This window comes from Avibacterium sp. 20-132 (assembly GCF_023611925.1).
In the GTDB taxonomy this organism is placed as follows: domain Bacteria; phylum Pseudomonadota; class Gammaproteobacteria; order Enterobacterales; family Pasteurellaceae; genus Avibacterium.
Genome location: NZ_CP091456.1, coordinates 313818 through 339372, shown reverse-complemented (window position 1 = coordinate 339372; position 25555 = coordinate 313818). Strand labels below are relative to the sequence as shown.

The following is a 25555-nucleotide window of genomic DNA, read 5'->3' as shown; positions in this document are numbered from 1 at the left end:
TTTTATGTCAGAACCGCGTTTCGTGCATTTGCGTGTGCATAGCGATTTTTCAATGATTAACGGTATTGCTAAAGTCAAACCGTTAGTCAAAGCCTGCGTGGAAAACGAAATGGTGGCAATGGCATTGACAGATTTCACCAATTTTTGTGGTTTAGTCCGTTTTTATGGAGAAGCATTATCTTCAGGTATAAAACCTATTGTGGGTGCTGATGTATTAGTGAAAAGTGATTTGCTTGGAGATGAACATTTTGAGCTGACGTTACTCGCCAAAAATAATACGGGCTATCATAATATTACCTTATTATTATCCAAAGCTTATGAACGAGGTTACACGGATTTACCTTATATCGATCAACAATGGCTAGTGGAACACCGCGAAGGCCTAATTATTCTCTCTGGCGGACGCAATGGCGATATCGGAAAAAAATTGTTGAAGAATAACCCTGCTGATATAGAAAGTGCGGTGCGTTTTTATCAAGAATTTTTTCCCAATCATTTTTATTTAAGCCTTTGCCGTACAGGTCGCCTTGAAGAAGAGCGTTATATCCAAGCCGCCTTAAAATTGGCTGAAAAACATCATATCCCTCTTGTGGCAACCAATGATGTATGTTTTTTGTCTTCGCAAGATTTTGAGGCACACGAGATCCGCGTGGCAATTCACGATAGCTACACCTTAGATGATCCTAAACGTCCGAAATTATATAGCGATCAGCAATATTTCCGCACTGAGCAGGAAATGTGTGAATTATTTGCAGATATTCCCAGCGCTCTAGCAAATACCGTACAAATTGCTAAGCGTTGTAATGTAACCATTCGTTTGGGGGAATATTTTTTACCTAAATTTCCCACCGGGGATCTTAGTACAGAAGATTATTTGGTACAAAAATCCCGTGAAGGCTTGGAGGAGCGTCTCACCTTTTTATTCCCCGATGAAAACGAACGGGCAGAAAAACGTAAAGAATATGACGAACGCTTGCAAGTTGAACTAGACGTGATTAACCAAATGGGTTTCCCGGGTTACTTCTTAATCGTGATGGAGTTTATCCAGTGGTCTAAAGATAACGATATTCCTGTTGGACCCGGGCGTGGCTCTGGGGCAGGATCATTGGTGGCTTATGCGTTGAAAATTACTGATCTTGATCCCCTTGAATTTGATTTGCTGTTTGAGCGTTTTTTAAATCCAGAACGGGTATCAATGCCCGATTTTGACGTGGATTTCTGTATGGACGGGCGAGATCGCGTGATTGAACACGTGGCGGAAACCTATGGACGCGGTGCGGTGTCGCAGATTATCACCTTTGGTACAATGGCTGCCAAAGCGGTCATCCGTGATGTAGGACGGGTGCTGGGGCATCCTTATAGCTTTGTGGATCGCATTTCTAAATTAGTTCCGCCTGATCCGGGAATGACCTTAGCCAAAGCCTTTGAAGCAGAACCTCGTTTGCCTGAAATTTATGAAAGCGATGAAGAAGTTAAAGCATTAATTGATATGGCGCGCAAGCTCGAGGGGGTAACGCGTAACGCAGGGAAACACGCTGGGGGCGTGGTGATTTCGCCGGGGCTGATCACTGATTTTTCGCCCTTATATTGTGATAGCGAAGGCAAACACCCAGTTACCCATTTTGATAAAAATGATGTGGAATATGCTGGGCTGGTGAAGTTTGACTTCTTAGGATTGCGTACGCTAACCATTATTAAATGGGCATTAGATATGATTAATACGCGTCTGGCTAAAGAAGGCAAGCCGTTAGTGGATATTAATCGTATCCCACTTGATGATGCGCAATCTTTCCAAGTGTTACTCAATGCAGAAACTACCGCGGTATTCCAGCTAGAATCGCGCGGAATGAAGGATTTGATTAAGCGCCTGAAACCAGACTGTTTTGAAGATATTATTGCGTTGGTTGCGTTGTTCCGTCCGGGGCCGTTGCAATCAGGAATGGTGGATAATTTTATTCGCCGTAAACACGGCGAAGAAGAAATTTCTTACCCTGACGCAGAATATCAGCACATTTCACTCAAACCGATTTTAGAGCCAACCTACGGTATCATTTTATATCAAGAACAAGTGATGCAAATTGCGCAGGTGCTAGCAGGTTACACCCTTGGGGGAGCTGATTTATTACGTCGGGCAATGGGGAAAAAGAAACCCGAAGAAATGGCAAAACAACGCTCTGTATTTGAAGAAGGGGCAATTAAAAACGGCATTGACGGTAACCTTGCAATGAAAATTTTCGATTTAGTAGAAAAATTTGCAGGTTACGGATTTAATAAATCGCACTCCGCGGCGTATGCCTTGGTTTCTTACCAAACATTATGGCTAAAAGCGCATTATCCCGCAGAATTTATGGCGGCAGTAATGACTTCTGAAATGGATAACACGGAAAAAATCGTTGGGCTATACGATGAATGTTTGCGTATGGGCTTAACGGTTACGCCGCCAGATATTAATACCGGGAAACACCATTTCAGCGTGAATGATAATGGCGAGATCGTGTATGGCATCGGCGCGATTAAAGGGGTGGGGGAAGGCCCGATTGAAGCCTTGATTTTTGCGCGTGAGCAAGGAGGCATTTTTAAAGATTTATTCGATCTTTGCGCCAGAGTAGATTTAAAGAAAATTAACCGCCGTACTTTTGAAAGCCTGATAATGTCAGGTGCATTCGATAAATTAGGCCCACACCGCGCCGCGCTGGCAAAAAATTTAGAAGACGCCCTCAAAGCCTCCGATCAATATGCTAAAAATGAAGCTATCGGGCAGGCGGATATGTTTGGCGTGCTAACTGAAACGCCAGAAGAAGTGGAGCAGGCTTATGCGAAAACACCACGTTGGAGCGAAAAACAAATTTTAGACGGCGAACGGGAAACCCTTGGGCTTTACTTGAGTAGCCACCCGATTAGCCCTTATTTAAAAGAGATCGCCCATTACAGCTCAACAAGGCTAAAAGATCTTGTGCCAAATTATCGTGGACAAATTAGCACAACCTGCGGTTTAGTGGTGAGTTCGCGTGTGGCGATCACGAAAAAAGGCAACCGCTTAGGCATTGCCACCTTAGATGACCGCTCGGGGCGTTTAGATCTCACGTTATTCGGTGAAAGCCTCGATCGTTTTGGTGAAAAATTGCAGAAAGACACTATTGTGATTGCTTCAGGGCAGGTGAGTTTTGATGATTTTTCACAAGGCTTAAAAATGTCTGTGCGAGAATTAATGACCCTTGACGAAGCACGCAGTCGCTACGCCAAAAGTCTGGCGATTTGCTTAACGCAAGAACAGCTTTCGCCACATTTTATTAAGCAATTTAAAGATACTCTTAGCCCATATAGCGGTGGTGCGTTACCCATTAATATTTATTACCAAAGCCCACAAGGACGCGCGTTAGTAAAACTCGGCGTGCAGTGGTCAGTGAATCCAAGTGATGAATTGATTAATACGCTAGTGGAAATGCTCGGCGAAAGTGCGGTGGAAATTGAGTTTAAATAATTGAAATGTAAAAATAAAATAAGGCGGAACAAACCGCCTTATTTTTTTGCTGCAAATTTTAGGTACAAACCACTTTGATTGCCAAACCGCCTTGCGAGGTTTCGCGGTATTTGGCGTTCATATCTTTGCCTGTTTCGTACATTGTTTCGATCACTTTATCTAAGCTCACGCGTGGGTTAGAGGTGCGTTGCAATGCCATTCGGCTCGCGTTAATCGCTTTGACGGAAGCAATGGCGTTGCGTTCAATGCAAGGCACTTGCACTTGGCCGCCCACAGGATCGCAAGTCAGCCCCAAATTATGTTCCATCGCAATTTCAGCGGCCATACAAACTTGCTCGGGGCTACCGCCCAAAATTTCTGTTAAGCCAGCCGCTGCCATTGAGCAAGCAACCCCCACTTCGCCTTGGCAGCCCACTTCTGCCCCTGAAATGGACGCATTCATTTTGTAAAGTGAGCCGATCATTCCGCAAGCAAGCAAATAGCGTTCTACAATTTCATCGGTAATTGGCGAAATGAATTTTTCATAATAAGACAGCACCGCAGGCACAATACCGCAAGCACCGTTGGTTGGTGCGGTAACCACACGCCCACCTGCGGCATTTTCTTCATTAACCGCAAGCGCATACATATTGACCCAATCGATCACTTTCATTGGATCGTTGGAAAGCCCATTGTTGGCTTGCAGTAAACGATGTAAAGTCGCCGCACGGCGAACCACTTTGAGAGGGCCGGGTAATAACCCTTCGGTAACCAAGCCGTGTTCGATACATTCTTTCATCGTTTGCCAAATGCGTTTTAGGTGCGTTTGCGTGGCTTCTTTTCCGTGTAAGGCAATTTCATTTTGTAGCATCACGCTCGATAAGGCCAAGCCATTTTCTTTGCAATGATGCAAAATATCTGCTGCACTTTGATAAGGAAAAGGGACATTGATGTCGCTTTCTTCTTGCTGATTGAAATGGGCTTCATCAACAATAAAACCACCGCCAATAGAATAATAGGTTTGCTGATAAAGCAAGTTATCATTTTCATAGGCTGATAGCGTCATTCCATTTTCGTGCAATGGCAGAAAGGTTTGATGAAAGACCATATCGCTTTCATAATCAAACTTCGCGACTTTCTGCCCTTGCGCTAATGGTAAAAGTGCGGTGCTTTTTACATCAGAAATAAATTTAGGGATTAAATCAATATCCACGTCGTGCGGTAAATAGCCTGCTAATCCCATAATAATGGCAATATCAGTATTATGCCCACGCCCTGTCATTGAAAGAGAGCCATAGACATCGACTTTAACCTGAGTGGTACGGGCAAGTAACTGTTTTGTCACTAAATCATCGACAAATTGCTTACCAGCTTTCATTGGGCCAACGGTATGGGAACTAGAAGGTCCAATACCGATTTTAAACATATCAAAAACACTAATCATTGTTTTCTCGAACTTTTCTGGCAGGGCATTTCGCCCTGCTTAGGGTAATTATTATCAAAAGGTGGGCTATTCTATCTTAATTAATAAAATAATCCATACACGACGGCTGAGATTGCGATGATTCCCATAATCGTCACGAAAACATTACTAGCATAGCCCCGATAACGTGCCATCGCCGGCACTTTACGAATCGCATACATTGGCATTAAAAAGAGAATAGCGGCGATAATTGGTCCGCCAATAGATTCAATTAAGCCAAGAATGCTTGGATTGATAATTGCCACCGCCCATAGCGTCAATAAAAAGAAAAGTGCGGTGAAAAAATTCAATTTTTTTCGATTTGTAATGCCTTGTTTGCCTGAGAATTTCAGATACAGCCCCTGAATGCCTTCTCTCGCCCCTAAATAATGACCAAAGAAAGAGCTAGTAATAGCAAGGAATGCCACTAAAGGTCCAAAGTAAGAAATATAAGGGTTATCAAACTTATTGGCTAAAAAGGAAAGAATACTGATATTTTGTGCTTTCGCTTGGACTAAATCTTCAGGAGTCAGGGTTAGCACACAGCTAAAGACGAAAAACATAACAAAAAATAACAGTAAGGTTGAGGTGTTTTTTAATGCTCGGCTTGCGTGGCGCTCGGTCAGCTCTGGTGATTGGTATTCCCGTTGTTGCGATTGTGAAAAGCAAGAAATGGCTGGGGAATGATTAAAAGAAAACACTAATACAGGAATGGTGATCCAAAGCGTGCCAATGAAGCTGGCTACATCGGGCATTTGGTGCAGCATTGCGGTATTCCATTGAGGAATTAAATAAATGGAAAGAGAAAATAAAATAAATACAAGGGGATACACCAACAACTCGGTCATTTTTAACATTATTTTTTCGCTCATCAGCATCACTGAAATCAGGCTGGCAATCAACACGAAAGAAAGTAGGATTCGGTTTGGCGCGCTTAATCCTAACTGATTGATTATAAAGGATTCCACTGTATTGGTAATGCCATTGCCATAAATCAATAAAATAGGGAAAATCGCGAAAAAGTAAAGTAATGTGATGATTTTCCCTGCGCCCTGCCCAAAATGCTCTTCCACTACTTCGGTAATATCGCTCCCCGGTTTGGAAGATGACAACACAAAACGAGATAACGCGCGGTGTGAAAAATAAGTCATCGGCCCAACTAATAGCATAATCGCAATTAACGGCCAAAATCCGCCCATTCCTGCATTTATGGGCAAAAACAGTACGCCAGCTCCCACTGCCGTACCGAATAAATTTAATGTCCAAAGTAAATCGAATTTATTTGTTATGGTTGTTTTTAGCATTGCCGAACTCCGTTATATAAACTTGGATTAGCGTATGATGAATACCTAATCTAACCAGCGCAGATGATATAGCGATTGCGGATACGAAACAGGATAAAAGGTGTGATTTGTGATAATGATCGATTTTTTCTTGAATAATTGGTTAGAAAATAGAGAAATGTTTACGTCTTTTTAACATTTTACCTTTTTATCCTTTCGATTTCGCGCTGTTTTATTTCGACAAAAAACAAAATTGAGTATTTTATCTTTATTGATAATGGGTTACCAAAAATTAAAGCGGTTTCGTTTTATGGAAAAATCCGAACAATAACAGAAAAAGGTTGGACACAGCTAAATCAAAAAGCACTTTTAATGGCAATAAAAGTGCTTCTAACGAGAGTGTGATCAGGCGGCTTTCGCATTGCCTAATGTGCCATCATCAATGGCTTCCCTTGGGGTGCCAAGGACTTCGTAAACTTTATCGCCATCTTTGAAAAACACAAAACCGCCGTGTTCCATTTTTGTCCAAGTCTCATTTTTAGTCAGCGGAAAGGTAGTAATAATGGTAACTTTATCTTTTTCTGTGGTATGTTGGCGAAAGTCGATCACCCCGTCATCATCAATACGTTGTGCTGTACCAAAAGGCGCTTTACGGGTGAGGTAATGCAAATTGGTAGAGCAGTGAGCAATCATCCATTCGCCGTTTGAAAGAATGAAATTAAATGTGCCGCCTTGTGCCAATTCTTTGCTAATTTCTTGAATTACTTGGAAAATCTGTTCTTCGGTGGGCTTTTTGCGAAAGCGATTTTTTAACTGTTCAGCCATATAACAGAAAGCGGCTTCTGAATCTGTTGAGCCAATAGGTTGGCAGAAATTTTCTGACATATCAGGTAATTGGGTCAGATTACCGTTGTGTGCAAATACCCAGTTTTCGCCCCAAATTTCACGAATAAATGGGTGTGTATTTTCAATCGTTACCGCACCTTGCGTGGCTTTACGGATGTGTGCAATGACGTTGAACGATTTGATGTGGTATTGTTTTACACAATCTGCAATGGGGGAACTATGCCCTGCTTGGTTATCGCGGAAAATGCGAACGCCCTTGCCTTCAAAAAAGGCAATACCAAAACCATCTGAATGGCTATCGGTAAGCCCTGCGCGACGGCGAAACCCTTCAAAAGAAAACACAATATCCGTTGGGGTATTGCAATTCATTCCTAATAGCTGACACATAACTAAACCTTAAACGACTTTTTATCTTATAAATCTTATTTGATTTAACAAAAAAACGAACAAAAATTCAACCGCACTTTTAGATCAAAGGCGCATATCACATAACTTAGCGTTATTTCTTTATTGCACCACCATTAAGCCTAAGCAACCTTTATCCGCTGCGAGCAAATCCGTTGCACCAAAGGTGAAAGGATGACTGTTAGAAGAAGGGTGTTGAAAGCGAACTAAAATCTGCATTTGACCTTCAATCCACAGGCTATCTTTCCAAGCGAGATCGCTTTCAGCAACGGGCTTATCATTGATACGTTCAAGGATAAATTTTGCCCCTTGAATTTTAAACCCAGTAGGTTCGTTGGCGGTGAGAATCCAGCGCTCAGTGCTGTTTAATTCAGCATTTACATCAATCCGTCTTGGATCAAAACGTTGTTGATTGATCATTCCATTATTGGCATCAAGCTGGAAATGGCGCTCACGACGAATTTTCGCCTTTAATGCTTGTAGTGCATCAGTATTAAACTGCATTGTATGATTTTGTGCAAACGCACTACTTAAACCTTGTGGGCGTAGCTCAACAACGGTGTTATCAAGCAATTCTTCATTAGTGCCGAAAAAGCCCGTTAGTTTACTGAAAAAATTCCGTTTTTTTCCTGCGATTAAGGTGGCATTTTCCCCTTCGTTTAGATTGACAAGTATTTCTGCGCGTTCACTCGGTGCAAGAAACAGCACCTTAGTTGTTTTCGCTTGTGGTAAAAAGCCTTGATCGAGGGCGATAAGTTGGAAATCGCGTTCATCATCAAAGCGTAATTCATAGCGACGCGAAAGGGAGGCGTTAAGTAAACGTAACCGCACAACACCACGCGGTACGGCTAAATAGGGGGCTTCTTGCCCATTTACCAATAAACGATTACCGAAAAAGTGCGGTCGATTTTGTTGGAATAATTGCACACCTTCATCATTTAATTGCATATCTTGCAAAATTAAAGGAATATCGTTTACGCCATATTTTTGTGGCAAGCTGGATTTACGACTTTCGTTATCTTCAATAATGCACAGTCCGAGCAGTCCACGATAAGTTTGATAAGCCGAATGCCCGAGAGTACAAGCACTATACCAGCAGGTACAGGCAGCTTGGGTGATGGGAAGAATTGGCGACCAGCTTTGTCCTTGCATAAAAGGATGCGCAACACCACCGAGTGATTCAGCGCTTACTTGTAGCCCTTGAATGGCTAAGGCAACCATTTGTGTTAAGTTATTACGATAATTCAGCTTGGCGAAATCCCCTTGGCGCATTTTGAGTGTTGGGCCTAAATAATTACCGTTAAATCCCCAAACTTCGCTGGTTTTCCCCCGTTCTAATTGCGCTTGTGCGCTGTTCATTTCTAAAAAAACAGGTTTACCACGACGTGTTTCCATTAGTGGTGGAACGCGCAAAGGTTGGCGTTCGGCAGCCCATAATGGCGCAGGAATAGCAGAAAATGCCCCCGCTGTGAGGGCAGTTTTGAAAAATTGACGGCGCGAAAAATGATTCATCTTATTTTGTTGGGCTTGGTTGAGCAGCAATTTCAGCATCAAGTTCATTGATTCGTTGTTGCATTAGTGAATGGCAATAGCTCGCCAATTCACGCACATTATCTTTGCTATAAGCGGAGGTATCCACAGGGGGCAGCATTTCGCAGATCACCTTGCCATTATGCCAGCGATTAAGATTGATTTTATTTTGTGTGGTAGAACAAACCACAGGGACAATCGGCACGCCAGCGGCAATCGCAGCGTGAAATGCCCCTGTTTTAAACGGCAGTAAACCACGCCCACGGCTGCGTGTGCCTTCAGGGAACATCCAAATAGAAAGGTTATCGCGGTTAATGCGTTCAGCCAGTTGAGTCATTGTATTGTGCGCTTTGGAACGATTATCGCGATCTAAAAAAATGTTGCCCGATGCCCAATATAAAATGCCGAAAAAAGGGATCCAAATCAGGCTTTTTTTCCCTACGCTCACGGTGCGTGGCATCACCATATAAGAAATGGTGACCATATCGTAGTTATTTTGGTGATTGCCAATATAAATGCAAGGCCCAATATTTTCTGCCTTTGCTGGGAAACGATGTTCCACTTGCAAACCGAAAAGCGGATATAAACGCCCAAACCAGCGAGCGATATCTCCCACATTGCTTGGATTTCTGAAACGAATAAGAGAATAGATTGTGCCAAGTAAACAAATCAAAATACAGCAGAACACAATCACAATAATGCGAAGAAGTTTTAGCATAACGACATACCCTGAAAAAAATTTGCACAAGTATAGCGAAAATCCGTAAATATTTGTATCAATCCGCTAAAAAAATGCTAGGCTATCAAACAATTTCATTCTTTAAAAAGACATTCAAAATGGCAACGACCTATTTTATTGCTGATTTACATTTAAGCGAAAATCGTCCAGATTTAACCGCCCTTTTTGTGGATTTTATGCAAAATCAAGCCCAAGATGCCGAAAGTTTGTATATTTTAGGCGATCTTTTTGATTTTTGGATTGGTGATGATGAACATTCTCCGTTGATCGATTTAGTGACACTGCAAATTCGCACCTTAACGGAAAAAGGCGTGAAATGCTATTTTATGCACGGCAATCGCGATTTCCTCATCGGCGAAAAATTTGCCCAATCTTGCGGCTTAACCCTGTTACCCACCTATCAGGTGATTGATTTGTATGGCACTCCCACATTGCTTTGCCACGGCGATACACTCTGTATTGATGATATGGCTTACCAACGCTATCGTAAAAAAGTGCATCAAAAATGGCGTCAATGGGTTTTTTTACATCTTCCTTTAAAAGTGCGGTTAAAAATTGCTGAGAAAATTCGTGCCAAAAGCAAACAGGATAAGCAGCATAAATCCTCTCAAATTATGGACGTAAATGCCGATTTTGTGTTGCAAACAATGCAACAATTTAATGTGCCACAGCTTATTCACGGGCATACCCATCGGCAAAATTGGCACAAAATTCCACCGCACTTTGAACGCATTGTTCTCGGTGATTGGGGGGCAACGTCGTCGGTGTTAGCGGTGTCAGCGAAAACAATGACATTTATTAACCATTCGTTAAATCAACAGGTTAGCGATGAGCAGGAATGATCACCGCTGGATCATCTGGTGCAGTGATATTTTCAATTTTTTCTTTTAAGCCATAATCTGGCTGCGGTGTCTCATCAAAAAGATCCATATTGGCGTCAATATTCGCATTGCGAATGCCGATCCAATTGGCTAATCCCTCCGTAAAGTTCAAGCCAGACTTTGCCACGTTTTTCTCGTGACGTTGCTGATCATCACTGGAAATTTTAAACAATGGAATATCGTAATGGCGTTTGCTTTTACCATTGCTATTATGAATGGCAATATAGTTGTCGCTGATTTGATGAGCTAAACCGTGATCAGCAAAGTAAATCATCGAAAAAGTGCGATGGTTTTTTTGCTGATTTTCTATCAGAAGCTGATAAATTTTGCTGAGTATTTCATCGGTTTTTTTGATCGAACTAATATAGCAGTTTACTTCTTGATATTTTTTATCAATTTTTGTGTCGTCAAAAATCTTTTTATAATCAGCCACGCGTTCGCAAGCTAAAGGATGTGAACCATATAGATGGACAACGATAAAACGTTTGTTCTCGCTAGGTTTTTGCAGTAGCTGGTCAAATTTTGCGATTAATTTAAAATCACTCACATCACTGCTAAGAGAATCACCTGATTTTAAAAAGAGTTTTTCATCACTTTTATTGGCAATCGCAGAAATGGGCGTGTCGTATTGCCCCAAATAGCCTTGATTAGAAAGCCAGTAGGTTTTGAGACCTGCTGACTTAATTAAGTCAATGAAATTTAAGCGATAATTACCTTCCCACGTTTTTTTGTTAGGTTTTGTAAACATTAGTTTTAACGAAGCGATAGTATTGGTTCCACCTGCGGTTAAGCCATTAATTAATGTGCCTTTGGCGGTGGAAAGAAAAGGCGTATTAGCAATAGGATAACCATAAGCGTGGTGATAATCTTTTCTTGCACTTTCGCCGATAACTAAAATGTAGTCATCATAATGAGAACGGCTATCCAGTTGGCTTTCCCCCCATTCACTTGGTACATTAAAGCGATTAAGCAAACGCAGTTCTTCGATCACTTTTTTCCCGGCTAAATAGCTTTCTTGCAGAGGTTGGAAAGGAATTTGTCCCCAAAATGCATTGATAAAAATGAGTGCCAATAGCCCTTTATTTTTATAAAAAGCCACGTGAAATTTTTGACTTAACTTGCGATAAAGCAAGGCTCCGCTAAGAATAACAAAGGGATAACCATAATGAAGTAGCGGAATTTGAGCAAAAAATTCTTTGCCTTCTTGTAAGTCGGTGGCAAAAACAGAGGCAATATACTGATAAGAAGGCGCACCAAAATTCACCCCAATAGGCGCATAGCAGGCATAAATGAATAAAATAGGGAGCGCAATAAAATAAAAGCATTTTGGGGAGCTAGAAAAAATAATAATGAAAGACATAAAAAGGGCAATTTGTTGCCAGTTTGGTTGTGGAAAATAACCCGAGCCTTGTAATGCCAACAGGCTGATTACATAAAGTAGCGCAAAACATACCGCACTTGCGAGTAGGGATGAAAGATGAAATGTTCCTTTTTTGTTCTTTTTTGTCACAACATTATTCCTTATTTTTGACTTCCTCTCATTTTACTTAATTTTTTTCGAGGGTTCTATGCGATTTTTTTTCTAAGCTATTTTCAGGGTAAAGATGTTGCTCTATAATATGCAGAATTTTGTAGCCAACTTTTGTGAGGAAAAAATGAGCAAACCCGTATATAAAAGAATCCTGCTTAAATTAAGCGGTGAAGCTTTACAAGGTGAGGAAGGTTTTGGAATTGATCCTTCAATTTTAGACAGAATGGCGCTCGAAATTAAAGAATTACTAGAAATGGGCGTAGAAGTCGGGGTTGTGTTAGGGGGCGGAAATTTATTCCGTGGTGCGAAACTGGCGAAAGCAGGAATGAACCGTGTGGTCGGCGATCATATGGGAATGCTTGCCACCGTAATGAACGGCTTAGCAATGCGTGATGCCTTACACCGTGCTGATGTCAATGCAAAATTGATGTCAGCCTTCCAACTCAATGGTATTTGTGATACTTATAACTGGTCTGAAGCAATTAAAATGCTACGGGAAGGACGCGTGGTCATTTTCTCGGCAGGAACAGGTAGCCCATTTTTTACTACCGATTCTGCCGCTTGCTTGCGCGGTATTGAAATTGAAGCCGATGTTGTACTCAAAGCGACAAAAGTGGACGGCGTGTATGATTGCGATCCTGCCAAAAATCCAGAAGCAGTGATGTATGAAAAACTCACTTATGCTGATGTGATTGACAAAGAATTGCAAGTGATGGACTTAGCCGCCTTTACGTTAGCACGAGATCACGGAATGCCAATTCGCGTGTTTAATATGAGCAAACCGGGTGCATTACGCAATGTTATTTTAGGTGAGCGTGAAGGGACGCTTATTTGTAACTAATTGATTAAACTTAAATAAAAGGAATATTTGTGATTAACGAAATTAAACAAGATACGCAAACGCGTATGGAAAAAAGCCTTGAAACATTCAAACATCATATTGCGAAAGTTAGAACAGGACGCGCACAGCCTAGCTTACTTGATGGTATTCAAGTGGAATACTATGGCGCATTAACGCCATTACGTCAGTTAGCTAATGTTGTCGCTGAAGATGCACGCACTCTTGCAGTAACTGTGTTTGATCGTAGTTTAATCGGGGCAGTAGAAAAAGCCATCTTAACCTCTGATTTAGGTTTAAACCCATCATCAGCAGGCACAACCATTCGCGTTCCACTTCCACCATTAACGGAAGAACGCCGTCGTGATTTAATCAAAATTGTAAAAGCGGAAGCCGAACAAGGCAAAGTTGCTGTACGTAATGTACGCCGTGATGCTAACGATCAAATCAAAGCGTTGTTGAAGGAAAAAGAAATCAGCGAAGATGAAGAACGCAAAGCACAAGATGAAATCCAAAAAATCACCGATCTTTATGTGAAAAAAGTGGATGAAGTGTTAGCAGACAAAGAGAAAGAATTATTAGATTTCTAATCATTTGAAATAAATGAAGCAATAAAGGGCGAGCCAAAGGTTCGCCCTCTTTTTTCTTGCTGAACGGCGGGCTTTTGAGTATATTCACCACAATTTTAGCAAACTTACTTCTTTTTATAGTGCGGTCAAAAATTTATGCAAAAACAACAAAAACTCGTTATTCTTGGTTCAACCGGTTCAATCGGTACTAGCACCCTTTCTGTAATAGCGCATAATCCAGAAAAATATCAAGTGTTCGCTTTAGTAGGGGGGCGTAATGTGCAGTTAATGCTTGAGCAATGCGTTAAATTTCAGCCGACTTTTGCCGCATTAGATGATGAAAGTGCGGCGAAAAATTTGAAAGAAAAATTGACCGCACTTGGTATGAAAACGCAAGTGTTAAGCGGACAACAAGCTATTTGTGAATTAGCATCACACCCTGAGGCTGATCAAGTGATGGCTGCCATTGTTGGTGCAGCTGGCTTGCTACCAACCCTTGCCGCGGTGCAAGCGGGTAAACGGGTGTTGCTAGCCAACAAGGAAAGCTTGGTGACTTGTGGGCAACTCTTTATTGATGAAGTGAAGAAAAGCCACGCACAGCTTCTGCCAGTGGACAGTGAACACAATGCGATTTTCCAATCTTTACCGCCTCAAGCACAAGAAAAAATCGGTTTTTGTCCGCTACAAGAATTAGGCATTAGTAAAATTGTCTTAACGGGATCGGGCGGGCCTTTCCGCTATACGGATCTTACAGAATTTGAACACATCACACCAGAACAAGCTGTGGCACACCCCAATTGGTCAATGGGCAAAAAGATTTCGGTCGATTCAGCTACAATGATGAACAAAGGCTTAGAATATATTGAGGCTCGTTGGTTATTTAATGCGACAGCTGATGAAATGGAAGTGATTATTCATCCTCAATCCATTATTCATTCTATGGTGCGTTATATTGATGGCTCGGTCATTGCGCAAATGGGCAATCCTGATATGCGTACGCCAATTGCTGAAACAATGGCTTATCCACAACGTACCTTTGCGGGAGTTGCGCCATTGGATTTTTATCAGCTTAATGGGCTGACTTTCTTACAACCAGATTATCAGCGTTACCCTTGCTTAAAACTCGCCATAGATGCTTTCGCAGCAGGGCAGTATGCAACAACAGCGATGAACGCGGCGAACGAAATTTCTGTCGAGGCGTTTCTAAATCGTCAAATTAAATTTACCGATATTGCCTTTGTGAATCAGCAGGTTGTAGAAAACATCACACCGCAACAGATTCAATCCATTGATGATGTGTTAGAGGTGGATAAAAAAGCACGTGGGGTGGCGTGGAAAATCATTCAATCAAAATAACATTTTGTTTTTATTATAAATAACTCAGAGCGGGCGAAAGTTCGCTTTGATTTTTTACATATAATTCTGTGCGTTTTCATAGTAAGTAAGATCATATTATGATATATTCAGCCATTAATTTTGTAACTAGAAAATCCTTGATGAATGACAGAGATTGATTCAAATAATATTCCTCAACACGTTGCGATTATTATGGATGGCAATGGTCGTTGGGCAAAACAGCAAGGAAAAATGCGTATTTTCGGGCATAAAAATGGTGTTGCGGCAGTGCGCCAAGCGGTTTCCTATGCACTAAAAATTGGTGTGAATGTTCTCACACTTTATGCCTTTAGCAGTGAAAATTGGTCTCGTCCCGAAAGTGAAGTGAGTGCATTAATGACATTATTTATGCAAGCACTTGATTTAGAAGTGAAAAAATTGCATAAAAATAATATTCGGTTAAAAATTATCGGCGATAAATCGCGTTTTAATGCAAAATTACAGCAAAAAATCGAAAACGCAGAAAAATTAACCGAAAATAACACCGCACTTACTTTAAATATTGCGGCAAATTACGGTGGATATTGGGATATTGTGCAGGCTACAAAACAGCTTGCCAGCTTAGTGAAAAATCAGCAGATGACCGTTGATGAGATCACCGCAGAACGTTTTCAGCAATATTTGGTCACCCAAAATCAGCCAATGGTTGATTTGCTCATTCGGACAAGCGGGGAGCAACGTGTGAGTAATTTTTTGCTATGGCAAATTGCTTATGCAGAATTTTATTTTTCCGATGTGTTATGGCCAGATTTTAACGAACAAGAATTTAATCAAGCTATTTTAGCTTATCAACAACGAAATCGCCGTTTTGGTGGAGCAGAACAAGAGGACTAAACTGTGCTTAAACAACGTGTCATTTCCGCAATAATTTTAATTGCTATTGTCTGTGCTGCGTTATTTTTATTTTCTCCTTTTTATTTTGCCTTAGCGTTAGGTGTCGTGGTGGGCTTAGGCATTTGGGAATGGACACAATTTGCCCAGGTTAAAAATAAATTTTGGCGTGTTGTCGTGGCTGGATTAGCAAGTGCGGTGCTTTTTTTATGGATTTTAAGCGAAGCCAATTATCTCAATGCTGGGCGTGTGTTTGAACATTATGCCGAACCGATTTTATTAAGTGCCGTGATTTGGTGGATTATTGCGCTTGGTCTGGTAGTGAGTTACCCCAATTCAGCGAAATTTTGGGCAAAATCCGTGGTATTACAAGGAGTTTTCGCCATTGTAACTTTAGTGCCTTTTATTGTTGGTGTGTTGAAACTGCGTTTAGATGGTTACGTTGCTAATCCCTATCACGGCTTAATGTTGCTCTTTTATGTCTTTATTCTTGTATGGGCAGCTGATTCAGGGGCGTATTTTGCCGGCCGCCAATTTGGAAAGCATAAACTTGCAGCCAAAGTTTCCCCGGGTAAAACTTGGCAAGGGGTATTTGGTGGTTTACTCACGGCTGGCGTGTTAGCAGCAATTTTTATGCAAGTTGCTCCGCAAGATCTATTCAATGTGCCAACAGTGCCTTTCATCCTGTTATCCGTTGCCACAGTGGCGATTTCTGTATTGGGTGATTTGACGGAAAGTATGTTTAAGCGTGAAAGCGGTATTAAAGATAGCAGTCAGTTAATTCCCGGACACGGTGGGATTTTAGATCGTATTGATAGCTTAACTGCTGCTGTTCCATTCTTTGCCTATTTCTATTTTTATGTCTTATAGGAAACAGATATGTCTTTTTTGTGGTCGTTAGGTTCATTTTTGGTTGCCATTTGTGTACTGGTTTTTGTACACGAATACGGACACTTTTGGGCTGCGAGAAAGTGCGGTATAAAAGTTGAGCGTTTTTCTATCGGTTTCGGTAAAGTATTGTGGTCATTTCTTGATAAAAAAGGGACAGCCTTTTCTATTTCACTGATTCCTTTAGGTGGCTATGTGAAAATGCTTGATGAGCGTAACGAAGCGGTACCAGAAGAATTAAAATCACAAGCCTTTAATAATAAATCTGTTGCACAACGTGCCTTTGTCATTGCAGCAGGCCCTATTGCGAATTTTATTTTTGCTATATTGGCGTATTGGTTGGTGTATTCCATTGGTATTCCTAGTGTGAAACCTGTTATCGCAGAGGTTCGACCTCAATCTATTGCGGCACAAGCACAGATCCAACCAGATTCACAAATTATTGCCATTGATGGCACAGCAACGCCAGATTGGGAAACCATTAATATGGTACTTGCAACCAAAATGGGCAATCCAAATGTAGAAATCACGCTTTCTCCTTTTGCATCTAATGTGAAGCAACAACGTACCTTAGACTTAACAAATTGGCGTTTTGATCCCGAAAAAGAAAGTGCTTTTGGCGCATTAGGTATGATTCCTGTGCGAACTAAAGTGGAAATGACCTTGTCTAAAGTGGCAGCAGATTCTCCTGCACAAAAAGCAGGTTTGCTTGTTGGTGATAAACTTTATACCAATACCGGTGAACCAATGAATTGGCAAGATTTTATTCAAGATGTGCAAAAGGGGCTGCCTTTCACGTTGCGCATTGAGCGGGCGAGGGAAACGCTATATAAAACCTTAACGCCGATACTAAACGAAAAAGGGAAATGGTTTGTTGGCGTCTCGCCAACCATTAAACCATTAGATGAAAAATATCGCACGGAATTAAAATATGGTCTTTTTGATGCGTTACAAAAAGGCATAGAAAAAACGAAAGATTTAATGCTACTGACTGTAAAAGTGATCGGTAAATTAATTACTGGCGATCTTTCTTTAAATAATTTAAGCGGACCTATTTCTATTGCAAAGGGAGCGGGTGTCTCTTCTGAAATTGGCTTCGTTTATTATTTAAGTTTTATGGCATTAATTAGTGTGAATTTAGGTATTATGAATTTGTTCCCATTACCAGTATTAGATGGGGGACATTTAGTTTTTCTTGCCGCAGAGGCGATAAAAGGCAAACCACTTTCACAAAAAGTGCAAGATGCGGCTTATAAAATTGGAGCAATATGCTTATTAGCTTTAACAGCATTTGCTTTGTTTAACGATTTCTTACGTTTATAACTCTTTCTTTTACAAGGATAAAAGTAACAATGAAAAAACTTTTAATCGCAAGTTTATTATTGGGTTCAACCACGGTGATGGCTGCACCTTTTATTGTGCAAGATATTCGTGTTGATGGCGTTCAGGCTGGCACGGAAGGCAAAATTCTTGCGAATTTACCCGTTAGAGTTGGGCAACGGGCGACAGATAAAGATATTGCTAATGTAGTAAGAACCTTGTTCTTACAGGGATATGAGGGGGTTAAAGCGGCTCGAGAAGGCAATACCCTAGTGATTTCTGTACAGCAACGTCCAATTATTGCCGATGTTATTCTTGACGGGAATAGCTCAATTCCAAGTGAAGCCTTGAAAGATAACCTAGACGCTAATGGCTTTGCGGTTGGCGATGTGTTGAACCTTGATAAATTAGAGGCTTTTCGCCAAAGTTTATTAGATCATTACCGTAGCGTAGGGCGTTATAACGCAAAAGTGGAAACCATCGTTACGTCATTGCCAAATAATCGTGCGGAAGTCAAAATCCAGATTAAAGAAAATGATATCGCACTGTTGAAAGGGGTTACTTTTGAAGGAAATCACGCCTTTAGTTCAAGCAAGTTGCAAGAACAAATGGAATTACAACCTGATGCGTGGTGGAAGCTTTTCGGCAATAAATTCGATTCCGTACAGTTTGGTAAAGATCTAGATACATTACGCGAGTTTTACCTTGATCACGGCTATGCCAAAATGCAAATCACTAAAACAGATGTGCAGTTAAATGATGCACAGACTGAGGCAAAAGTTTCTATTGATATTAATGAAGGTGAGAAATATACCGTTAAGAGCGCGCGTATTGTGGGTAATGTTGCGGGAATGGGCGAGGAGCTTTCCGGATTATTAAAACAAATTCGGGTGGGGGAAACCTTCCGTCGTAGTGATGTGGTTGCGGTAGAAAATGCCATTAAAACGACCTTAGGTGAACAGGGATACGCAAACCCTCAAGTGAATGTTAGCCCAGCGTTTGACGATCAACATCACACTATTGCATTGACTTATGTGGTTGATGCGGGTCGTCGTTATTCTGTTCGTCAAATTCGTTTTGAAGGCAATAACGTCAGTGCAGATAGCACATTACGCCAAGAAATGCGTCAGCAAGAAGGAACTTGGTTATCTTCTCAATTAGTTGAACTAGGTAAAGTGCGGTTAGAACGTACAGGATTTTTTGAGACTGTAGAATCGCGTACTGAGAATGTGCCAAATACGGACGATGAACTTGATGTAATCTATAAAGTGAAGGAACGTAATACGGGTAGCATTAACTTTGGTATTGGTTATGGTACAGAAAGTGGCTTAAGCTATCAGGCAAGTATTAAGCAAGATAACTTTTTGGGAATGGGATCTTCAATCAGTTTAGGTGGTTCGCGTAATGATTACAGTACCAGTGTGAATTTAGGCTATACAGAACCTTATTTCACAAAAGACGGCGTAAGTCTTGGTGGGAATGTATTCTTTGAAAAATACGATAACTCAAAAAACGACACTTCAGCCTCTTATAGCCGTACAACTTACGGGGTGAACGGTACGCTTGGTTTCCCAGTCAACGAGAATAACTCATACTATGTTGGGTTAGGCTATGTTTACAACAAATTAAAAGATGTACGCCCTGAATATAACCGTAACCTCTATCGTGAATCAATGAATGTGAGTGATTGGACATTTAAATCTCACGATTTCGAGCTTTCTATGGGCTGGAACTATAACAATCTGAACCGGGGCTATTTCCCAACGTCAGGAATGCGCGCCTCGATCGGCGGAAAAGTGACTATTCCAGGTTCAGATAATAAATATTACAAATTGTCCGCAGATGTTCAAGGTTTCTATCCGTTAGATCGTGATCATAGCTGGGTCATTTCAGCAAAAGCTTCCGCAGCTTACGCGAATGGTTTTGGTGGTAAACGTTTACCGTTCTATCAAACTTACAGTGCAGGTGGTATGGGAAGTTTGCGTGGTTTTGCTTATGGTGCAGTAGGCCCACAAGCTATTTACCAACACAAAGATTGTGCAACAGCAGATAAATATTGTAAGAAAGGGGTAAATGGCGACATTGTCGGTGGTAATGCAATGGTCACCGCAAGTGCGGAATTAATTGTGCCAACTCCATTTGTGGCGGACAAAAATCAACGTTCAGTAAGAACCTCAGTTTTTGTTGATGCGGCAAGTGTATGGAATACAAAATGGAAAACAGACGGAAAAGCACGTTTCACCAATTTACCGGATTACGGCGATCCGAGCCGTGTTCGCTCCTCAGCGGGTGTCGCTTTCCAATGGCAATCACCGATTGGACCTTTGGTGTTCTCTTATGCCAAACCAATCAAAAAATATAAAGGCGATGAAATTGAACAATTCCAATTTAGTATCGGTGGTACATTCTAATTGGAACTTCTTTCATTCTTATTAGTCTAAGTGAAAGCTTGGAAAGCTAATGGGAGCTTGCTCCCATTGGTATTGAATTTAAAAATTAATTTATTTTAAGGAAACTCAAAAATGAAAAAAGCTGTAAAATTAACCGCACTTTCTTTAGCGTTAGCATTAGGTTCATCCATTGCAATGGCGGAAGATAATATTGCCTTTGTAAATGTCGATTATTTATTTGCACATCATCCAGCACGTCAAGTTGAATTTAAAAAATTAGATGAGCAATTCAAAGCACCATCTGAAAAATTACAAGTTGAAGATAAAGCACTGCAAGATAAAAAAGCAGCATTTGAAAAAGAAATTGATGGTAAAGTGAAAGCATTAGATAAAGATGCACCAAAATTACGTCAAGCTGATATTAAAAAGCGTCAGGATGAAATTGCAAAATTAGCGCAAAAACGTGATGAAGAGTTTAAAAAATTACTACAACAGCACCAAGAAAATATTGCTAAATTCCGTCAGGAAACACAAAAAGCAGAAATGGAAGTTGAACGTAAATTATTAACTGACATTCAAACTGCGACGACAACGGTGGCAAAAGCAAAAAACTACAGCGCCGTGCTTGATGAAAAAGTGGCAGTGTATGCAGCTGATGGTAAAAATATCACCGAAGAAGTATTAAAAGCAATTCCAGCTCCAGCACAGGCTAAATAATGCAAAAGTCTTATTCTCTTAAAGAATTAGCACAACAAATTGGCGCTACCATTCGTGGTAACGCCAATGTGCTTATTGATAGTATTGCTCCTCTTGACAAAGCACAGTCAAACCAACTCACCTTTATTTCAAATATTAAATTCCGTGATTTGCTTGCCCAATCCCACGCAGGGGTTTTAGTCGTGAGTGAAAATGATGTGGAGTTTTGTTCGCCTGAAAGCAATCTGCTTATTGTCAATGATCCTTATGTTGCTTATGCTGTGTTAGCGCAATATATGGATTCTACCCCTAAAGCCGCCACAGGTATTGCTGAAAGTGCGGTGATTTCATCCTCGGCAAAATTAGGTGAAAATGTTTCCATTGGCGCTAATGCGGTGATTGAAGATGAAGTTGAATTAGGTGATAACGTGGTTATCGGTGCAGGTTGCTTTATTGGCAAGGGCGCAAAAATTGGTGCAAACACCCAACTTTGGGCAAATGTAAACATCTATCACCAAGTACAAATTGGCGAACATTGCTTAATTCAATCTGGTGCAGTTATTGGCAGTGATGGTTTTGGCTATGCAAATGATAAAGGCCGCTGGATCAAGATCCCACAAACTGGCACAGTGATTATTGGTAACCACGTTGAAATTGGTGCTTGTACCTGTATTGACCGCGGCGCATTAGATGCCACGGTAATTGAAGATAATGTGATTATTGATAACCTTTGTCAAATTGCCCATAACGTACATATCGGCACTGGCACAGCGGTAGCAGGCGGTGTGATTATGGCGGGCAGCCTGAAAGTGGGACGCTATTGTCTCATTGGTGGCGCAAGTGTAATCAATGGTCATATGGAAATTGCAGACAAAGTGACCGTTACAGGAATGGGAATGGTAATGCGGCCAATTACCGAACCCGGTGTTTATTCTTCCGGCATCCCGTTACAGCCAAATAAAGAATGGCGAAAAACCGCTGCATTAACCTTAGACATTGATAAAATGAATAAGCGTCTAAAAGCGCTAGAAAAAAAGCTGAATAATGCTTAACTCATCTTTCAAACGTGCCACTTTATGTGGTGCGTTTTGTATTAAACGGTGAAATATCGTATAATCTGCGCCAATTTTATTTTCTATTATTTTTAAATTAAAAAGGTACGATTGTGACAACAGAACAAACCGCAAAAGTCATTGAAGCAAAAGAAATTATGGCCTTACTTCCACACCGCTATCCCTTTTTATTAGTGGATCGTGTGACTGATTTTGAAGAAGGGAAATGGTTAAAAGCGATTAAAAACATCAGCGTTAATGAACCTTGTTTTACAGGGCATTTCCCGGGAGAACCCATTTTACCCGGCGTGTTAATTTTAGAAGCATTGGCACAGTCAATGGGCATTTTGGCGTTTAAAACTCACGAATTACAAGGTGGAGAATTGTTCTATTTCGCAGGTATTGATGATGCACGTTTTAAACGTCCAGTTTTACCGGGCGATCAAATGGAACTTTATGTTGAAGTGATCAAAGAACGCCGTGGTATTACGGCATTTACTGGTATCGCAACAGTAAATGGTGAAGTGGCTTGTGAAGCAAAATTAATGTGCGCTCGCAGATAACAAAATCAAGAAATTAAGAGGTCAATATGATCCATCCAAGTGCAAAAATTCACCCTTCAGCCATTATTGAGGAAGGTGCTAAAATTGGCGAAAACGTCGTCATTGGCCCATTTTGTATTATTGGTTCTGACGTTGAAATTGGCAGAGGCACAGTACTACATTCACATATTGTTGTGAATGGCGTCACCCAGATTGGTGAAGAGAATGAAATTTTCCAGTTTGCGAGTATTGGTGAGAAAAACCAAGATCTAAAATATCAAAATGAGCCAACCAAAACCATTATTGGTCACCGTAACCGCATCCGTGAAAGTGTTACTATTCATCGTGGCACAGTACAAGGTGGGGGCGTAACCCGTATTGGTGATGATAACTTATTTATGATCAACGCCCATATTGCACACGATTGTAAAATCAAAAATCGTTGTATTCTTGCTAATAATGCCACCCTTGCAGGACACGTGGAACTAGATGATTTCGTGATTGTCGGTGGAATGTCAGCCATTCACCAATTTGTCATCATTGGCGCACACGTTATGCTTGGCGGTGGTTCAATGGTGAGCCAAGATGTTCCCCCTTATGTGATGGCACAAGGCAACCACGCACAGCCCTTTGGTGTGAATATTGAAGGTTTGAAACGCCGTGGCTTTGATAAGCCGACATTACACGCCATTCGTAATGTGTATAAATTGATTTATCGCAGTGGAAAAACCTTAGAAGAAGTGATGCCAGAAATTGAGCATTACGCCAAAACGGAAAGTGCGATTAGCTTTTTCCTTGATTTCTTCAAGCGTTCAACACGTGGCATTATTCGCTAATTAAACGAACGATACCACCTATAAAAAGGTTAAAATTTTTTACCGCACTTTACTTATTGCCTAAGGTTTGCAATATAAAGTGCGGTTGTTTTTTATGAGAAAAGTATTAATGGAACAAGCAAAAGCATTCCCGACCATTGGCATTGTAGCAGGCGAAGTCTCTGGTGATATTTTAGGGGCAGGGTTAATACGCAGCCTGAAAATCCGCTATCCTAACGCACGTTTTATCGGCATTGCTGGCAAACAAATGTTGGCAGAAGGTTGTGAAACCTTGGTGGATATGGAAGACATTGCTGTAATGGGCTTAGCCGAAGTAGTGAAACATTTACCACGCTTGCTGAAAATTCGCCGTCAGGTTATCAACAAAATGTTGCAAGAAAAACCCGATGTATTTATCGGCATTGATGCCCCTGACTTCAATCTTGACATTGAACTCAAACTCAAAGAACAAGGTATCAAAACCATTCATTATGTTAGCCCATCAGTATGGGCGTGGCGACAAAACCGCATTCACAAAATTGCACAAGCGACCAACCTTGTTCTCGCCTTCTTGCCTTTTGAAAAAGCCTTTTATGACCGCTTCAATGTACCTTGCCGTTTTATTGGACACACAATGGCAGATGCCATCGCCTTAAAACCTGATCGTCTTGTGGCTTGTCAAATGCTTAATATTGATCCACAGCAACGTTATCTGGCGATCCTTGTTGGCAGTCGTGGCGCGGAAGTGGAATTTCTTGCCGAACCGTTCTTACAAACGGCATTATTGCTGAAAGAACAGTATCCAGATGTACAATTTCTTGTTCCTTTAGTGAATGAAAAACGTCGCCAACAATTTGAACAAATTAAGGCGAAAGTCGCCCCTGATTTAGAAATGAGATTACTTGATGGACAAGCCCGTCAAGCAATGATCGCGGCACAAGCTACCTTATTAGCGTCAGGAACGGCAGCATTGGAGTGTATGCTATGTAAATCACCTATGGTCGTGGGCTACAAAATGAAGCCGATGACGTATATGCTAGCAAAACGTTTAGTGAAAACCCCTTATATTTCTTTACCTAACTTGTTAGCCAATGAAATGTTTGTACCAGAAATGATCCAGCAAGATTGCACGGCGGAAAAGCTGGTGGAAAAGCTAATCCCTTATTTTTCTACAGAAGAAAGTGCGGTACAAAATCGCCACAGTTTAGTGCAACATTTTATTGATCTACATAAAATAATCCAATGCGATGCGGACAAACAAGCTGCTGACGCGGTGATTGAATTATTGCAGGAGAATAAATAATGAGCGAATTTGTCTATCCTGATTACGAACTTATCGCTGGTGTCGATGAAGTGGGGCGTGGACCTTTAGTTGGCGCAGTGGTAACGGCCGCGGTGATTTTAGATCCTAATAATCCCATTGAAGGCTTAACCGACAGCAAGAAACTCTCTCATAAAAAACGTCTTGCCTTAGCGGAAGAAATTAAACAAAAAGCCAAAGCGTGGGCGCTAGGGCGGGCAGAACCAGAAGAAATTGATGAACTTAATATTTTGCACGCCACGATGTTGGCAATGCAACGTGCGGTAAATCAGCTTAATATTACACCGCACTTTGTATTAGTGGACGGCAACCGTATTCCCTCATTACCAATGCCCGCCCAAGCGGTGGTGAAAGGGGATAGCCTTGTGGCAGAAATCAGCGCTGCCTCCATTCTTGCCAAAGTCGCTCGTGATTTAGAAATGGAGGAACTGGATAAACGTTATCCTCAATATGCCTTTGCACAACATAAAGGCTATCCAACAAAATTGCACTTAGAAAAACTCGCAGAACACGGCGTTTTACCCGAACACCGCCGAAGTTTTGCACCAGTAAGAAAACTTATTTTAGAATAAAAAGTTCGGTAGCTTTCAAAAAATAGAAAAAATACTACCGCACTTTAAATTCCATTTAATACAAAATAATATGTGAAATATCGGAGCTAATCCCTTTGTGAATTAGCCGAATGAAAATAACACTTTTAGAAAAGTAACGCCTGAACACGGCATAGCAAGTATGGGTTTACTTTTCGTTAAAAAATCTTA

At 41.1% G+C, this 25555-nt stretch carries 21 protein-coding genes; 15 read left to right on the top strand and 6 right to left on the bottom strand.

Annotated features, from left to right (window positions below):
• Positions 1-4: 4 nt before the first annotated feature.
• Positions 5-3481, top strand: a complete 3477-nt coding sequence (gene dnaE, locus L4F93_RS01485) for a DNA polymerase III subunit alpha (protein ID WP_250350794.1) — start codon at positions 5-7, stop codon at positions 3479-3481.
• A gap of 58 nt (positions 3482-3539) precedes the next feature.
• On the opposite strand, the gene L4F93_RS01480 is transcribed toward dnaE, so the two are convergent.
• The 5 genes from L4F93_RS01480 to L4F93_RS01460 form a co-directional block, all read right to left on the bottom strand.
• A complete protein-coding gene (locus L4F93_RS01480) occupies positions 3540-4904 on the bottom strand; it encodes an L-serine ammonia-lyase (RefSeq protein WP_250350793.1) in 1365 nt (454 codons plus the stop codon).
• Between the two features lie 80 nt (positions 4905-4984).
• The gene (locus L4F93_RS01475) at positions 4985-6226 is read right to left on the bottom strand and encodes a serine/threonine transporter (RefSeq protein ID WP_250350792.1); all 1242 of its coding nucleotides are present in this window, start codon (positions 6224-6226) and stop codon (positions 4985-4987) included.
• A gap of 384 nt (positions 6227-6610) precedes the next feature.
• Positions 6611-7438, bottom strand: coding sequence for a class II glutamine amidotransferase (locus L4F93_RS01470; RefSeq protein ID WP_250350791.1), 828 nt, complete (start codon positions 7436-7438; stop codon positions 6611-6613).
• 120 nt (positions 7439-7558) lie between these two features.
• Entirely contained in the window at positions 7559-8968 is a 1410-nt protein-coding gene (locus L4F93_RS01465; RefSeq protein WP_250351594.1) for a multicopper oxidase domain-containing protein, read from the bottom strand.
• 1 nt (position 8969) lies between these two features.
• A complete protein-coding gene (locus L4F93_RS01460; RefSeq protein WP_250350790.1) occupies positions 8970-9704 on the bottom strand; it encodes a 1-acylglycerol-3-phosphate O-acyltransferase in 735 nt (244 codons plus the stop codon).
• A 119-nt stretch (positions 9705-9823) separates the two neighbouring features.
• On the opposite strand from L4F93_RS01460, the gene lpxH reads away from it, so the two are divergent.
• Positions 9824-10567, top strand: a complete 744-nt coding sequence (gene lpxH, locus L4F93_RS01455) for a UDP-2,3-diacylglucosamine diphosphatase (RefSeq protein WP_250350789.1) — start codon at positions 9824-9826, stop codon at positions 10565-10567.
• Here the strand turns inward: lpxH and L4F93_RS01450 are convergent.
• A complete protein-coding gene (locus tag L4F93_RS01450) occupies positions 10548-12116 on the bottom strand; it encodes a phosphoethanolamine transferase (protein WP_250350788.1) in 1569 nt (522 codons plus the stop codon). The two genes, lpxH and L4F93_RS01450, sit on opposite strands and share 20 nt — an antisense overlap.
• A 145-nt stretch (positions 12117-12261) precedes the next feature.
• On the opposite strand from L4F93_RS01450, the gene pyrH reads away from it, so the two are divergent.
• The 13 genes from pyrH to rnhB all read left to right on the top strand — a co-directional run bounded on the left by pyrH (position 12262) and on the right by rnhB (position 25366).
• Positions 12262-12978 (top strand): UMP kinase, encoded by a 717-nt coding sequence (gene pyrH / locus L4F93_RS01445; protein ID WP_250350787.1) that lies wholly within the window; start codon positions 12262-12264, stop codon positions 12976-12978.
• Between the two features lie 29 nt (positions 12979-13007).
• Positions 13008-13565 (top strand): ribosome recycling factor, encoded by a 558-nt coding sequence (gene frr / locus L4F93_RS01440; RefSeq protein WP_250350786.1) that lies wholly within the window; start codon positions 13008-13010, stop codon positions 13563-13565.
• 135 nt (positions 13566-13700) lie between these two features.
• Entirely contained in the window at positions 13701-14900 is a 1200-nt protein-coding gene (gene ispC, locus L4F93_RS01435; RefSeq protein ID WP_250350785.1) for a 1-deoxy-D-xylulose-5-phosphate reductoisomerase, read from the top strand.
• 144 nt (positions 14901-15044) lie between these two features.
• The gene (uppS, locus tag L4F93_RS01430) at positions 15045-15773 is read left to right on the top strand and encodes a polyprenyl diphosphate synthase (protein ID WP_250350784.1); all 729 of its coding nucleotides are present in this window, start codon (positions 15045-15047) and stop codon (positions 15771-15773) included.
• A 3-nt stretch (positions 15774-15776) separates the two neighbouring features.
• A complete protein-coding gene (locus L4F93_RS01425; RefSeq protein ID WP_250350783.1) occupies positions 15777-16640 on the top strand; it encodes a phosphatidate cytidylyltransferase in 864 nt (287 codons plus the stop codon).
• A 9-nt stretch (positions 16641-16649) separates the two neighbouring features.
• Positions 16650-17981: a sigma E protease regulator RseP gene (gene rseP, locus L4F93_RS01420; protein WP_250350782.1), complete on the top strand. Its 1332-nt coding sequence runs from the start codon at positions 16650-16652 to the stop codon at positions 17979-17981.
• 29 nt (positions 17982-18010) lie between these two features.
• On the top strand, positions 18011-20389 hold the full coding sequence (bamA, locus tag L4F93_RS01415) for an outer membrane protein assembly factor BamA (protein ID WP_250350781.1): 2379 nt from the start codon (positions 18011-18013) through the stop codon (positions 20387-20389).
• Between the two features lie 111 nt (positions 20390-20500).
• Entirely contained in the window at positions 20501-21085 is a 585-nt protein-coding gene (locus L4F93_RS01410; protein ID WP_250350780.1) for an OmpH family outer membrane protein, read from the top strand.
• On the top strand, positions 21085-22116 hold the full coding sequence (gene lpxD, locus L4F93_RS01405) for a UDP-3-O-(3-hydroxymyristoyl)glucosamine N-acyltransferase (protein WP_250350779.1): 1032 nt from the start codon (positions 21085-21087) through the stop codon (positions 22114-22116). Before L4F93_RS01410 ends, lpxD begins: the two co-directional genes overlap by 1 nt.
• A gap of 158 nt (positions 22117-22274) precedes the next feature.
• On the top strand, positions 22275-22679 hold the full coding sequence (gene fabZ, locus L4F93_RS01400) for a 3-hydroxyacyl-ACP dehydratase FabZ (protein ID WP_442780715.1): 405 nt from the start codon (positions 22275-22277) through the stop codon (positions 22677-22679).
• Positions 22680-22705: 26 nt separating this feature from the next.
• Positions 22706-23494, top strand: coding sequence for an acyl-ACP--UDP-N-acetylglucosamine O-acyltransferase (lpxA, locus tag L4F93_RS01395; RefSeq protein ID WP_250350778.1), 789 nt, complete (start codon positions 22706-22708; stop codon positions 23492-23494).
• A gap of 94 nt (positions 23495-23588) precedes the next feature.
• On the top strand, positions 23589-24776 hold the full coding sequence (gene lpxB / locus L4F93_RS01390; RefSeq protein WP_250350777.1) for a lipid-A-disaccharide synthase: 1188 nt from the start codon (positions 23589-23591) through the stop codon (positions 24774-24776).
• Positions 24776-25366, top strand: coding sequence for a ribonuclease HII (gene rnhB, locus L4F93_RS01385; RefSeq protein ID WP_268738959.1), 591 nt, complete (start codon positions 24776-24778; stop codon positions 25364-25366). Before lpxB ends, rnhB begins: the two co-directional genes overlap by 1 nt.
• Positions 25367-25555: the final 189 nt, after the last annotated feature.

What these genes read in the sequence shown, in the direction of transcription:
- ispC (WP_250350785.1), top strand. Translation starts at nt 13,701, where the DNA reads ATGCAAAAACAACAAAAACTCGTTATTCTTGGTTCAACCGGTTCAATC.
- lpxB (WP_250350777.1), top strand. Translation starts at nt 23,589, where the DNA reads ATGAGAAAAGTATTAATGGAACAAGCAAAAGCATTCCCGACCATTGGC.
- L4F93_RS01480 (WP_250350793.1), bottom strand. Translation starts at nt 4,904, where the DNA reads ATGATTAGTGTTTTTGATATGTTTAAAATCGGTATTGGACCTTCTAGT.
- pyrH (WP_250350787.1), top strand. Translation starts at nt 12,262, where the DNA reads ATGAGCAAACCCGTATATAAAAGAATCCTGCTTAAATTAAGCGGTGAA.
- L4F93_RS01460 (WP_250350790.1), bottom strand. Translation starts at nt 9,704, where the DNA reads ATGCTAAAACTTCTTCGCATTATTGTGATTGTGTTCTGCTGTATTTTG.
- lpxA (WP_250350778.1), top strand. Translation starts at nt 22,706, where the DNA reads ATGATCCATCCAAGTGCAAAAATTCACCCTTCAGCCATTATTGAGGAA.
- L4F93_RS01475 (WP_250350792.1), bottom strand. Translation starts at nt 6,226, where the DNA reads ATGCTAAAAACAACCATAACAAATAAATTCGATTTACTTTGGACATTA.
- lpxD (WP_250350779.1), top strand. Translation starts at nt 21,085, where the DNA reads ATGCAAAAGTCTTATTCTCTTAAAGAATTAGCACAACAAATTGGCGCT.
- L4F93_RS01465 (WP_250351594.1), bottom strand. Translation starts at nt 8,968, where the DNA reads ATGAATCATTTTTCGCGCCGTCAATTTTTCAAAACTGCCCTCACAGCG.
- dnaE (WP_250350794.1), top strand. Translation starts at nt 5, where the DNA reads ATGTCAGAACCGCGTTTCGTGCATTTGCGTGTGCATAGCGATTTTTCA.
- bamA (WP_250350781.1), top strand. Translation starts at nt 18,011, where the DNA reads ATGAAAAAACTTTTAATCGCAAGTTTATTATTGGGTTCAACCACGGTG.
- rnhB (WP_268738959.1), top strand. Translation starts at nt 24,776, where the DNA reads ATGAGCGAATTTGTCTATCCTGATTACGAACTTATCGCTGGTGTCGAT.
- L4F93_RS01410 (WP_250350780.1), top strand. Translation starts at nt 20,501, where the DNA reads ATGAAAAAAGCTGTAAAATTAACCGCACTTTCTTTAGCGTTAGCATTA.
- fabZ (WP_442780715.1), top strand. Translation starts at nt 22,275, where the DNA reads ATGGCCTTACTTCCACACCGCTATCCCTTTTTATTAGTGGATCGTGTG.
- uppS (WP_250350784.1), top strand. Translation starts at nt 15,045, where the DNA reads ATGACAGAGATTGATTCAAATAATATTCCTCAACACGTTGCGATTATT.
- lpxH (WP_250350789.1), top strand. Translation starts at nt 9,824, where the DNA reads ATGGCAACGACCTATTTTATTGCTGATTTACATTTAAGCGAAAATCGT.
- L4F93_RS01470 (WP_250350791.1), bottom strand. Translation starts at nt 7,438, where the DNA reads ATGTGTCAGCTATTAGGAATGAATTGCAATACCCCAACGGATATTGTG.
- rseP (WP_250350782.1), top strand. Translation starts at nt 16,650, where the DNA reads ATGTCTTTTTTGTGGTCGTTAGGTTCATTTTTGGTTGCCATTTGTGTA.